The following is an 11,707-nucleotide window of genomic DNA, read 5'->3' on the forward strand; positions in this document are numbered from 1 at the left end:
CGGTACGTGAAGCCCGGAGCTAGGGCCCGCGTTCGGCCTAGCCCCAGTGCGCCGGGCGCGTCAGGGACGGCGGCAGTTTCGTCTCGGCGTCGCCCTTTGCCGCGTTCACCTGAGACTGCGTCAGGAAGATGCTGCCGGTGAGGTCGGCGCCCCGCAGATCCGCGTCCCGGAAGTCCGCGCCGATCAGGTCCGCTTGGCGGAGGTCGGCGCCGCGGAGGTCGGCGGCGATGAGGTAGGCACCGCGGAGGGTGACGCCCCGGAGGTCGGCGCCGCGGAGGCGGGCGCCGAAGAGGTCGGCTCCTCGGCGGTCCTTCTTCTTCCGGCGGATGTCCGCGCGCACGAGGTCGCTGGTGCGCAGGAGGAGGACGTTGACATCCTCACGGTGCGCGGCGACGTCCGTCTGGGCCACCGCGGCGGGAGTGCCCTGGGTGAGGTGCTCGGTCTTGTCCACCGCCTGCTGGAGCTCTGCTCTGATCGGGCGGGTCTGGGGCAGGGTGAGCGCCTCGGTCAAGTACCAGAGCAGCTCGTGGAGTTGGCGCATCACGGGGAAGACGTCGAACATCTGGCGGGCGGTGTCGGGGTCCTTGCGCCAGTCGGCGCCGCCGTAGGTGGCCTGCGACACCTTCTGCCCCGCGCCGAAGCAGTCGTAGACCGTGCAGCCCGAGAAGCCCTTCTGGCGCAGCTTCTGGTGGATGCCGCAGCGGAAGTCCTGCTGGAGGTTGGTGCAGGGGGTGCCGGCGGCCTTGTCGACGGGGAAGTCCGAGGACTTGGAGAAGGTGAGGGCCACGCAGCAGAGCCCGAAACAACTCCCGCAGTCGGCCCGCAGATCCTGCCGCTCATCGCCCTCGACGAGGGGCAACAACTGACGCTCACGCTGCTCGGACATCGGATCCTCCTTCGGGCCTCTCGCGCCGCGGGGCAATCGGGTGGGTGGGCGGGAAAGCCTGTTCGGCAACGGATGCCGCCGGGGACGGTGAGAACGAGGCGCCGCCCCGGGCAGCGGGGTACAAGCCCCGCCGCCCAGAAGCACGCTACGCCGCCCGGCGCCCCGCGCCCCCGCTGGGGCGACCGCCGCCACGCCTCGCGCGGCCACCACCGGTGCCGGTGCCGCCGCCGGAGGGCCTGCCGCCCTGGGACTGGGACCGGGGCTGGCCGCCGGCCTGGGGGGACTGCGACTGCCCCTGGGGGCGAGACCTCCGCTGGCCCTGGCCCTGGCCACCCCCGCCCTGCCCGGCGGGACGCCCCCGCCGCCCCCGCTGCGGAGAAGCCTGCTGCTGCTGCGGAACCTCGATCACCACCGGCACCCCGGACGGCTCCCGCGCCCCGGTGATCCGCGTCAGTTCCTCGTCCGTGGACTTCACTCGCGCCGTCTTCGGGCTGATCTCCGCGTCGGACATCAGACGCGTCATCTCCCGCTTCTCGTCCGGCAGGACGAGCGTGACGACACTGCCGGACTCACCGGCACGCGCCGTACGCCCGCCGCGGTGGAGGTAGTCCTTGTGGTCCGTGGGCGGGTCGACGTTCACGACCAGGTCGAGGTCGTCGACGTGGATGCCGCGCGCTGCCACGTTCGTGGCGACGAGCGCGGTGACCTGCCCGGTCTTGAACTGGTCCAGGGTCCGGTTGCGCTGCGGCTGCGAACGGCCGCCGTGCAGACCGGAGGCCCGTACACCGTTGGCGAGCAGCCGCTTGGTGAAGCGGTCCACCGCGCGCTTGGTGTCCAGGAACATGATCACGCGGCCCTCACGGGCGGCGATCCGCAGGGCCACTGCCTTCTTGTCGGTCTCGTCGGCGACGTACAGAACGTGGTGTTCCATCGTCGTGACCGCGCCCGCGGACGGGTCGACCGAGTGCACCACCGGGTCGGTGAGGAACATCCGGACCAGGCGGTCGATGTTCTTGTCGAGCGTCGCGGAGAAGAGCATCGTCTGGCCGCCCTGCTCCACCTGCTTCAGAAGCGCGGTGACCTGCGGCATGAAGCCCATGTCGGCCATCTGGTCGGCCTCGTCGAGGACCGTCGTCCGCACCTGCGAGAGGTCGGCGTCGCCGCGCTCGATGAGGTCCTTGAGACGCCCGGGGGTCGCCACCATGATCTCGGCGCCGCGGCGCAGCGTCCCCGCCTGCTTGGTGATGGAGAGGCCGCCGACGACCGTCGACATACGGAGGTTCACGGACGTCGCGTACGGCGTCAGCGCGTCCGTGACCTGCTGCGCGAGCTCACGCGTGGGGACCAGGACCAGGGCGAGGGGAGAGCGCGGCTCGGCGCGGCGCCCGGCGGTGCGGGCGAGGAGCGCGAGGCCGAAGGCGAGGGTCTTGCCGGAGCCGGTGCGGCCACGGCCCAGGATGTCGCGGCCCGCGAGGGAGTTGGGAAGCGTGGCTGCCTGGATCGGGAAGGGCTCGGTGACGCCCTGCGCGGCCAGCGTCTTCAGGAGGGCCTCGGGCATGTCCAGGTCGGCGAACGCCTCGACCGCGGGCAGCGCGGGCTCAATGCTCTCGGGCAGCGCGAATTCGCCGCCGACGGGCCTCGGCTTGGCGCGGCCCGGCTTCTTCGCGGCGCCCTTCGCCTGGCCGCCGCCGGCCACCGGGGCCTTTCCGCGTGCGTTCGTGGAGCGCCTGCGGGCAGGACGCGCAGGGCGTTCGGAGCGATTCATACGGAAATGCCTTCCTGGACCTGGTGACAGCACAAGCCGGGACCCGCACCTTTCTGGTGCGGGCCCCGGCTATGAGGTTCGCGTGCTACGACGATCAGGCGGGAACGATGTTCTCGGCCTGCAGGCCCTTCTGGCCCTGCGTGACGTCGAAGGAGACCTTCTGGCCCTCGAGGAGCTCACGGAAGCCCGAGGACGCGATGTTCGAGTAGTGGGCGAAGACGTCGGGGCCGCCGCCGTCCTGCTCGATGAAGCCGAAGCCCTTTTCAGCGTTGAACCACTTAACGGTGCCAGTTGCCATGTCAATCTCCTCAACAGGGGCAGAGTAAGGAAAACCACGGAATTGTGGATTCCAAGCGCTGCAATGACCCCCATCCCGGAGAGACCGGAAAAAAACAATAATGCGCCCTCGGAGCATTCCCGTCAGGCGCACATAAAGTTCATGGGTACCAAAACTGCGACGCATAAGCCTAACACGGACGAGGGAACCCGCGTTTCCGGGTCCCCACCAGCCGCACGGGACGCCGCGGACCCCGCTACTCCACTCGCCGCACGCCGAGCCGGTACGTCGCCGCACCGCCGGGCCTGGACGCCGGGTGAGATACCCGCCGCACGCACCTTCCTCCTGTCAGGGCACCCCGCTACCTTCAACCAAACAATCGCTTGGTTGAGCGACGAGTGGCCATGGCGACCGCTACCGAGGAAGGCGGCCCAATGCGCATCACCCGAACACGTACAGCAGTCGGAGTCGCGGTCTCCGCGCTCGCCCTGGGCACCCTGCCCGCCTGGGCGGCGCACGCCGGACCCACCGCACCTGAGCGCGGCACGGCACAGCACGCGCCGCGCGACCCCTCCCGCCTCGCGTCCGACGGCGTACGCCAGATACCTCTCCAAGGCGCCGTCAACGTAAGAGACCTGGGCGGCTACCGCACCTACGACGGCGAACGGGTCCGCTACGGCCAGGTCTTCCGCGCCGATGCCCTCGCGAAGCTCACCGACGCCGATGTCGCCACCCTCGCCGGGCTCCGCCTGAAAAAGGTCGTCGACTTCCGGGTGCCCGCCGAGGTCAAGTACGACGGACCCGACCGGCTGCCCGCCGGGCTCGCCCCGACGTCCCGGCCGGTCAGCGACAACGGCCTCTTCACGACGCTGATGACCGTGATCGGCTCCAGGGACCCGGTCAAGCAGGAGGAGATGCTGGGCAACGGCAAGGCGGACGCCTTCATGCGCGACGTCTACCGCACCTTCGTCTCCGACGGCGCCAACCGCGCGCAGTTCGCGGCGACCCTGCGCGACATCGCCCAGGGCAGCAAGGCATCACCGCTGCTCTACCACTGCACGGCAGGCAAGGACCGCACCGGCTGGACCAGTTATCTGCTGCTGCGCGCGGTCGGAGTCCCCGAGCAGACCGCCGTACGGGACTTCCTGGCGTCCAACACCTACCGGGCCGCGTACGACGCGAAGGTCCGCGAGGGCTTGAAGCAGGGCGGCCTGATGCAGAACCCCGATCTCCTGATCCCGCTCCAGGAGGTCCGCACCGGCTATCTGGAGGCGGCCCTGACCGAGGTGAAGAAGGAGTACGGGAGCCTCAGCGGCTATCTGACGAAGGGACTCGGGCTTGATACGCGGACGATTCTCGCGCTGCGGGAGCGGATGGTCGACTAGTAGCGGATGGTCGATTAGTTCAGCCGGCCACGATCCCCTGCGCCCGCGCCGCCGCCAGCCAGGTCGGGAACTCGCCCACCAGCTGGTCGTACAGGCGGTCGTCCGGGACGGCCCGGGGGTCGTGGCCCGCGTGGAAGAAGCCCGCGTTGTCGACGGCGCGCTTGGCCGGGACGGCCAGTTCGTCGAGCTTGCGGAGGTAGTCGAACTGCTTGCTCTTCGCGTCGCCGAAGCCGATGAACTGCCAGAACAGCGGCAGCTTCGACGCCTTGCACAGATACCGCTCTGCGGCGAGCTTGTTGATGGGGCCGCCGTCGGTCTGGAAGACGACCAGAGCGGGCGCGGTGGAACCGCTGTCCACGTAGTGGTCGATCACGGCGTCCATCGCCAGGTGGTAGCTGGTCTTGCCCATGTGGCCGAGCCCGGCGACGATCTCGTCGATCCGACCGTGGTGACGGTCGATGGCGATCTCCGTGACGGCGTCGACGTCCGTGGAGAAGAAGACCGTGGGCACGGTGCCGTCGTCGTCGAAGTGCGCGGACAGGCCGAGGACTCGGTCGGCGAGGGCCTGGACGGTGCCGTCCTTGTAGTACGGCTTCATGGAGCCGGAGTAGTCGACGACGAGGTAGACCGCGGCTCGTTGGCCGTCCAGGCCGTGCTTGCGGAGGCTGACGCCCGCGCTCTTGTAGAGGCTGACGAGGGCGGGCGCCGCCTCTTCCACCTTGCTCAGGCTGATCGCCGGTCCCATCTGCGGCCCCATTTTCCTGGCTCCTGTCCACTCTTGGCGGTGACGTGATCTCTTACGGGCTTGAGGGCAAGACGGTACTGATCACCGGCGCGGGCCGTGGGCAGGGGGCCGCCGAGGCGCGGCTGTTCGCGGAGGCGGGGGCGCGGGTCGTGGTGACGGATGTCCGGGAGGAGGAGGGACGGGGGGTCGCCAAATCCCTTGGCGAACAAGGCCTTTTCGTACGCCATGACGTCACGGACGCGGAGAGCTGGGCGTCGGCCGTGGCGGCCGGGGTGGAGGCCTTCGGCCGTCTGGACGCGCTCGTGAACAACGCCGCGCTGTGGCGGACGGCGTCCGTGGAGGAGGAGACGTACGAGAACTTCGAGGCGCTGATCCGGGTCAATCTGCTGGGTCCGTTCCTGGGCATCCAGGCGGTGCTGCCCGCGTTGCGGGAGGTGGGCGGGGGCTCGATCGTCAACGTCTCGTCGACGGCGGGTCTGGTGGGGATACGGGGGCACGCGGCGTACGGCTCGACGAAGTTCGGATTGCGGGGGCTGACTCGTTCCTCGGCGCTGGACCTCGCGGAGTACGGGGTGCGGGTCAACTCCGTTCACCCCGGGGCGATCGACACCCCGATGATCTCCTCGGCCTCCGCGGGGCGGGACTGGTCCCATCTGCCGCTGGGGCGGATGGGCCGCCCCGAGGAGGTCGGGGAGCTGGTCCTCTTCCTTGCGTCGGAGGCGTCGTCGTACGTCACGGGGGCGGAGTTCGCGGTGGACGGGGGGTCGACGGCGGGGTAGGGCGGTCCCTGCGGGGCTCTCCCCAATCCCACCCCTTCCCGAAACTGGGGCTCCGCCCCAGACCCCGCTCCTCAAACGCCGGAGGGGCTGAAACCACTCAGCCCGTCCGGCGTTTGAGGACGAACTCGGCGGAGCCGGTGATGAGGCCCACCAAGGCCCCCGCGCCAGAGCGGGTTTTCGGGAAGGGGCGGGGTTGGGGAAAGGAACCGCCCTACCCCACCTGCTCCCGAAACGCCGGCAACTCAAAGATCCGCGTCTTAGCCTCATCGTCCATCAACTCGACCAGCGGCATCACCAGCTCCCACAGGTCCCGCTTGTCCACCTCCAGGGCAAGCGCGTCCAAGTCAGACGCGGGCAACGCCCCGGCAGCGTCAGCGACAACCTTGCGGGACTCCTCCGGCAGCACCTCCACGAGCGGCAGGAACTCCGCCCAAAGCCCAGTCGCGACAACCGCCCGCACAACCCCACCCAGCACCCCCGCATCCCGCAGGGAAGGAAGCACCGCGACCGCCCGCCGCTCCTCCTCCCCCAGCAGAGCGACCAGCGGCAGCAGCGACTCCCACAGATCCTGCTCGCTCACCGTCACGACCAGGGAGTCCAACTGCTCCTGCGGCCGCGCCGCGGCGAGCGACGCGATACGCCCCCGCTGCTCCCCCGTCACCATCCCGGCCACGGCCAGCGCCTCCGGCCACAATCCCTCCCCCGACGCCGACCCCGAGGCGGATGCGATGACCGACGCGAGCCGCTCCGGGCCCATCAGGTCGATGATCTGGCCCAGCCGCTCCGGCAGGTCGATCGCGAACCCCGTCCGCAGGACAGCCGCGTCGTCCACCTGCGGCAGGATCCGCCGCAGCGCCGAGTCCGGCAGGTAGCCGACGAAGCGGCCCATCGTCAGGTAGTCGCCCCGCTCGGCCAGTGCCACCGCGATCCGCACCACCAGGCCCTCGTCGAGCCGTTCGACGATGCCCTTGATCCTTCGCGGGTCGAGATGCCCGCAGGACTCCGCCGTGAACGACACCGGCAGCTTCTCGATGATGTCCGCGGCCCGCGCCGGTTCGAGGCGCCCGGCGACCCCGGCGGCGAGCCGCGGTCCCAGCGCCTTCTGCGAGATCGCTGCCGCGACCCCGGCCGGCACCAGCTTCGTCGCGGACGCGATCCGGTCCAGCATCTCGGGCGTACGGTCGAAGAGCGCCGCGACGCATTGCTCGCGGAAGCGGCGTACGTCCTCGACGGGGAGTGCCGCGAGGAAGGCGAGCTGATCCGGCTCCACGTCCAGCAATCGCGCGATCTTCAGGGTCTCCGCCCTGCTCCGCAACTTGTCCATGGCCTGCCCCTCCCTATCGGATCTATCGGATCTATCGGAAGAGAATCCGGCGTACCGGGCCCCTGGCCAACGCAGGCACCAGTTTCAGCGCCTCCTCAGCGGCTTCGTTCAAGCCCGAAGCGCGGCTCTCGCGTTCCCGCTTCAGCGCGTCGGCCAGCAGAGCCGACTGCTCGGGCGTCAACTGCCCGAAGGATTCCGGTGGTTCGTCCCGCAGCTCCTTGCTCAGCTGCTCCCGCGCTTCGGTGCTCATAGGGCCTCCCATGGCCGGGTACGGCTCCGTACGGCTCCCGAGACTGGTGTGAAATTGACTATTAGTCAATAGAGCGGGATCCGGAAGGCGCGCTACCGCGAAACCGCACGTAATCTTGTGCGAATGAAACGCGCAGGCCTCCTCCTTCTCGCCGTCGCCCCGGTCGCCACGGTCGCCGTGTACCTCCTGGGCGGGGACTCCGACAGCGATGTCGCCGGAGCCGGTCAGAAGGTGCCCGGCACCCAGCGTCCGTACGACGAGGACAAGTCGGCGGCCGAGATCAAGGCCGACGACGAGCTGATCGCGGACCTTCCCCCGGGCCTCGCGGCGCCCGCCAAGAAGGAGCTGGCCCAGAAGCTCGTGACGAGCGCGGAGAACTCCACGCTGGACTGGCGCGGTCAGTACGGCTACATCGAGGACATCGGCGACGGGAACGGCTACACCGCGGGCATCATCGGCTTCTGCACCGGCACCCACGACCTGCTGACCCTCGTCGAGCGCTACACGAAGGACCACCCGGACAACGGCCTCGCCCGCTATCTGCCCGCCCTGCGCAAGGTCGACGGCAGCGACTCGCACGAGGGCTTGGACCCCGGCTTCACCAAGGCCTGGAAGGCGGAGGCCGCGAAGCCCGCGTTCCAAAAGGCGCAGGACAGGACACGCGACGGCGTCTACTTCGATCCGGCGGTGCGCCTGGCCAAGCTCGACGGGCTCGGCACGCTCGGCCAGTTCATCTATTACGACGCGATGGTCCTGCACGGCCCCGGCACGGGCCCGCGCGGCTTCTACGGCCTGCGCGAGGCCGCCCTGAACGAGGCGAACACGCCCGCGCAGGGCGGCAAGGAGAAGGCGTACCTCGACATCTTCCTCGACGTCCGCACCAAGGTGATGAAGGAGAAGAAGGCCCACCGCGACACGTCCCGCGTGGAGACGGCCCAGCGCCAGTTCCTCTACGACGGCAATCTGGACCTGAAGACGCCGCTGACGTGGAAGGTGTACGGGGAGACGTTCAAGGTTCCGTAACCCTGAACGTCCCCCGGCCACTCAGCCCTTCACCGCTCCCGCCGCCAGGCCCGAGCCCAGCTTCCGGTGCACGATCACGAAGAAGATCATCACCGGCACGGTGACCAGCGTGGAGCTGGCCATGACCGGGCCCCAGGCCGTGGAGTTCTCACCGAAGAACTGGTAAATGCCCACGGCGGCCGTGTACTTGTCGCTGCCCTTCATGAAGGTGTACGCGAAGACGAACTCGTTCCACGCCGTGATGAAGGCGAAGATCGAGGTCGCGACGAGTCCGGGCGCCACCAGCGGAAGCAGCACCGAACGGAACATCCGGAACCAGGACGCCCCGTCGATGTACGCGGCCTCCTCGACCTCCTTCGGCACGGTCTGGACGAAGCCGCGCAGGGTCCAGATCGCGAAGGGCAGCGAGAGCGCGACGTAGACGATCGTCAGGCCGAGCAGCGAGTTGAGCATGTCGTAGTCCCGCATCTGGATGAAGAGCGGGATGACGAGCGCCTCGAGCGGCACCATCTGCACTATCAGGACCATGATCAGTACGGAGGTGCGGAAGCGGAACTTGAAGCGGGCCACCGCGATCGCCGCGAAGAGCGAGAGCACTCCGGCGGCGAGGATCGTGCCGAAGCCGACGAGCGCCGAGTTCAGCAGGTAGGTGCCGAAGTTGCCCTTCTCGAACACGTAGGTGAAGTGCTCGAAGCTGATGCCGCTCGGCAGCACGTCCGAACCCCGCGTGACGGCTTTCGGGTCGAGTGCCGTGGAGATCATCCAGTACACGGGGAAGAGCGTGAAGAGCAGCAGCGCGGCGACCGCGACGGGCAGCCCGATGCGTGCGGCGGGTGTGGTGCGGCGTGCGCTCACAGGTCCTCCTCCCCCTGCCGGAACAGCGTGCGGATGTAGACGATGGTGATGGCGAGGAGCAGCAGGGTCAGCAGGACCGCTGCCGCCGCGCCGGTGCCGTAGTCGTTCTTGGCGAACGCCTGGATGTAGGAGAAGACGCCGAGGTTGTAGACCTCTTCGTTGGCGCCGTCGCCGCCCGGCATCAGATAGATCTGGGTGAAGACCTTGAAGTCCCAGATGGTGGAGAGGATGGTCACCACGAGGAAGACGGGCTTGATCGTCGGCACCGTGATCTTCCAGAACCGCTGCCAGGCGTTGGCGCCGTCCAGCTCCCCCGCTTCGTAGAGCTCCTTGGGGATCGTCATCAGGCCCGCGAGGACGGTGATGGCGACGAACGGGAAGCCGTGGTGGACGACGTTCAGGGTCGCGATCGCGTAGAACGGCCCGCGCTCGGTGAACCAGTTGGTGGTCTCGGGATCGATGAGCCCCATCGAGCCCGCGATCTGGCTGACCATGCCGTCCTGCGGCTGGAAGAGCCAGATCCAGACGTACGTCCCGGTGACGGCGGGCATCGCCCACGCCGCGAGGATCGCGATGGAGCAGATGAGCCGCCAGGTGGGGCCGAGGCGGTTGAGCAGCAGCGCGACGAGCGTGCCGAGCGCGACGGTGAGGCCGACGCAGGCGATCGCGAAGAACGCCGTGTTGGGCAGGACCGTCTTCCACAGGAGTCCGCTGCCGAGCAGGTCGGTGTAGTGGTCGAATCCGGTGTACGTGCCCACTCCGCCGCCGAACTTGACGGCGTAGTCCTGCATCGAGAGCTTGCCGACCTGGATCAGCGGCCAGAGCAGCAGGCCCGCGAGGACCAGGAGGGACGGTGCGAGGAGGAGCCACGGCCGGGTGAGACCGACCAGCTTCTTCTTGCGGAGGGCCGCTTCGTGTTCCGGTCGGGGGGCCGCGGGGCGACGGGCCTCGGCGCCTTCCTTCGGCCCGTCGCTGACGAACGTTTCTTTCACGGTGCCGACTCGCCCTCGCCTACTTGTCCTTGGCGAAGATCGCGTCCATGTCCTTGGCGGCCTTGTCCGCCGCTTCCTGGACGGAGGACTTCCCGGTCAGGATGGACTGCACCATGCCGGGAATGACCTTCGATGCCTGGATCTCGCCGTACGCCTTGGTCTTGGGGACGGTCGCGCCGGCCTCCAGCATCTGCTTGGCGAACGGCTCGACCAGCGGGTCCTTCTTGGCCTCGATCTTCTTCAGCTCGGAGTTCTGACCCGGGAAGTAGTTGGTCTCGGCGGCCCACTTGGCCGCGAAGTCACCCGTGGTCAGCATCTTCACGAACTCCCAGGCGAGGTCCTTCTTGTCCGTGTTGAACGTGGACAGGTAGGAACCGCCGAGGAAGGACTTGCTCATGCCGCCGTCCTGGCCCGGGATCGGCACGGCGGCGAGCTTGCCCTTGAGGTCGGGGTTGGCGTCGACGATGGCCTTCGGGGTCCAGTTGCCGCCGACGGCCATGGAGATCTGGCTCTTGTTCCAGGCGTCGCCGACCTCCTTCTCCGTCCAGGTGTTGACCTTGGCCGGGGAGACCTTGTCCTTGGTGGCGAGCCCGGTGTAGTACTCGATCCCCTTGACCGCCTCGGGGGAGTTGATGGCGGACTTCCACTTGCCGCCCTGCTCGGTGGCGAGTTCGCCTCCGGCGCCCCAGATGAAGGGGGTCGCGAACATCTCGGCGCCGCCGGCGACCGGGAAGGGGATCATCCCGGGCTCCTTGGCCTTCAGCGTCTTGGCGGCGGCCTTGAGCTCCTGCCAGTTGGTCGGGGCCTTCAGCTTGTGCTTCTCGAAGATGTCCTTGCGGTAGACGATGCTGCGTACGCCCGCGTACCAGGGCATACCGTACTGCTTGCCGTCGAGCGTGCCCGCGTCCTTGAGGCCCTCGACGAGGTCGTCGTTGAGCCCCGACTTCTTCACGTCATCGGTGACGTCGACGAGGGCGCCGGTCTCGGCGAACTGCGGCACCCAGGTCGTGCCGACCTCGGCCACGTCCGGGACCTGGTCCTCGCCGCCCTCGATGGCGGTGGTGAACTTCTTCTGAGCGGTGGCCCACTGCTGGTACTCGACGTGGATCTTGGCGCCGGTCTTCTTCTCGAACGCCTTCCCGGCCTCCTTGAAGAAGGGCCTGGCGTCGGGGTTGGTCCCCTCCATGATCCACACGGTGAGGGTCTTGCCCTTGCCGTCGGTCGCCTTGTCGCCGCCGTCGCTCCCGTCATCGCTGCCGCATGCCGTCGCGGTCAGTCCGAGCGTCATGGCGATACCTGCCGCGATGACCCGTCGCTTCATACCGGCCCCCTCATGGGTACGTGCTGTAACTGCGCCGATCCGTTGTGGGAGCGATTGTGGTCGCACGCTCAGCGCGCGGTCTAGACCCATTCGGCTAGCGGGGCC

At 68.7% G+C, this 11,707-nt stretch carries 12 protein-coding genes; 3 read left to right on the forward strand and 9 right to left on the reverse strand.

All coding sequences use genetic code 11. The features are described 5' to 3' along the window. Window positions 1-37: 37 nt before the first annotated feature. From ACWGI2_RS10090 to ACWGI2_RS10100, 3 genes are all read right to left on the reverse strand, one after another. Window positions 38-886 (reverse strand): pentapeptide repeat-containing protein, encoded by an 849-nt coding sequence (locus ACWGI2_RS10090; RefSeq protein ID WP_453694867.1) that lies wholly within the window; start codon window positions 884-886, stop codon window positions 38-40. A 145-nt stretch (window positions 887-1,031) separates the two neighbouring features. Further along, entirely contained in the window at window positions 1,032-2,651 is a 1,620-nt protein-coding gene (locus ACWGI2_RS10095; protein ID WP_453694868.1) for a DEAD/DEAH box helicase, read from the reverse strand. Between the two features lie 94 nt (window positions 2,652-2,745). Next, window positions 2,746-2,949: a cold-shock protein gene (locus ACWGI2_RS10100; protein WP_160504463.1), complete on the reverse strand. Its 204-nt coding sequence runs from the start codon at window positions 2,947-2,949 to the stop codon at window positions 2,746-2,748. Window positions 2,950-3,362: 413 nt separating this feature from the next. Here ACWGI2_RS10100 and ACWGI2_RS10105 point away from each other — a divergent pair, with 413 nt between their 5' ends. Then, window positions 3,363-4,313: a tyrosine-protein phosphatase gene (locus ACWGI2_RS10105; RefSeq protein WP_453694869.1), complete on the forward strand. Its 951-nt coding sequence runs from the start codon at window positions 3,363-3,365 to the stop codon at window positions 4,311-4,313. Window positions 4,314-4,332: 19 nt separating this feature from the next. Here the strand turns inward: ACWGI2_RS10105 and ACWGI2_RS10110 are convergent, their stop codons facing one another. Further along, window positions 4,333-5,070 (reverse strand): vWA domain-containing protein, encoded by a 738-nt coding sequence (locus tag ACWGI2_RS10110; RefSeq protein WP_453694870.1) that lies wholly within the window; start codon window positions 5,068-5,070, stop codon window positions 4,333-4,335. Between the two features lie 35 nt (window positions 5,071-5,105). Here ACWGI2_RS10110 and ACWGI2_RS10115 point away from each other — a divergent pair, with 35 nt between their 5' ends. After that, window positions 5,106-5,837: an SDR family NAD(P)-dependent oxidoreductase gene (locus tag ACWGI2_RS10115; protein WP_453695708.1), complete on the forward strand. Its 732-nt coding sequence runs from the start codon at window positions 5,106-5,108 to the stop codon at window positions 5,835-5,837. 211 nt (window positions 5,838-6,048) lie between these two features. On the opposite strand, the gene ACWGI2_RS10120 is transcribed toward ACWGI2_RS10115, so the two are convergent. Both ACWGI2_RS10120 and ACWGI2_RS10125 read right to left on the reverse strand, forming a co-directional pair. Further along, window positions 6,049-7,161 (reverse strand): hypothetical protein, encoded by a 1,113-nt coding sequence (locus ACWGI2_RS10120; RefSeq protein WP_453694871.1) that lies wholly within the window; start codon window positions 7,159-7,161, stop codon window positions 6,049-6,051. Window positions 7,162-7,192: 31 nt separating this feature from the next. Continuing rightward, a complete protein-coding gene (locus ACWGI2_RS10125; protein ID WP_160504467.1) occupies window positions 7,193-7,411 on the reverse strand; it encodes a hypothetical protein in 219 nt (72 codons plus the stop codon). A gap of 123 nt (window positions 7,412-7,534) precedes the next feature. Between ACWGI2_RS10125 and ACWGI2_RS10130 the strand changes: the two genes are divergently transcribed. Next, window positions 7,535-8,434: a chitosanase gene (locus ACWGI2_RS10130; RefSeq protein ID WP_453694872.1), complete on the forward strand. Its 900-nt coding sequence runs from the start codon at window positions 7,535-7,537 to the stop codon at window positions 8,432-8,434. 21 nt (window positions 8,435-8,455) lie between these two features. On the opposite strand, the gene ACWGI2_RS10135 is transcribed toward ACWGI2_RS10130, so the two are convergent. From ACWGI2_RS10135 to ACWGI2_RS10145, 3 genes are read right to left on the reverse strand one after another with little or no spacing between them, the layout of a single operon-like run. Continuing rightward, window positions 8,456-9,289, reverse strand: a complete 834-nt coding sequence (locus tag ACWGI2_RS10135; RefSeq protein ID WP_453394994.1) for a carbohydrate ABC transporter permease — start codon at window positions 9,287-9,289, stop codon at window positions 8,456-8,458. Then, complete coding sequence (locus ACWGI2_RS10140; RefSeq protein WP_453694873.1) at window positions 9,286-10,281, reverse strand: carbohydrate ABC transporter permease; 996 nt, start codon at window positions 10,279-10,281, stop codon at window positions 9,286-9,288. Before ACWGI2_RS10140 ends, ACWGI2_RS10135 begins: the two co-directional genes overlap by 4 nt. 19 nt (window positions 10,282-10,300) lie before the next feature. Beyond that, on the reverse strand, window positions 10,301-11,602 hold the full coding sequence (locus ACWGI2_RS10145) for a sugar ABC transporter substrate-binding protein (RefSeq protein ID WP_453694874.1): 1,302 nt from the start codon (window positions 11,600-11,602) through the stop codon (window positions 10,301-10,303). Between the last annotated feature and the right edge of the window lie 105 nt (window positions 11,603-11,707).

The organism is Streptomyces sp. NPDC054866 (genome assembly GCF_053610745.1).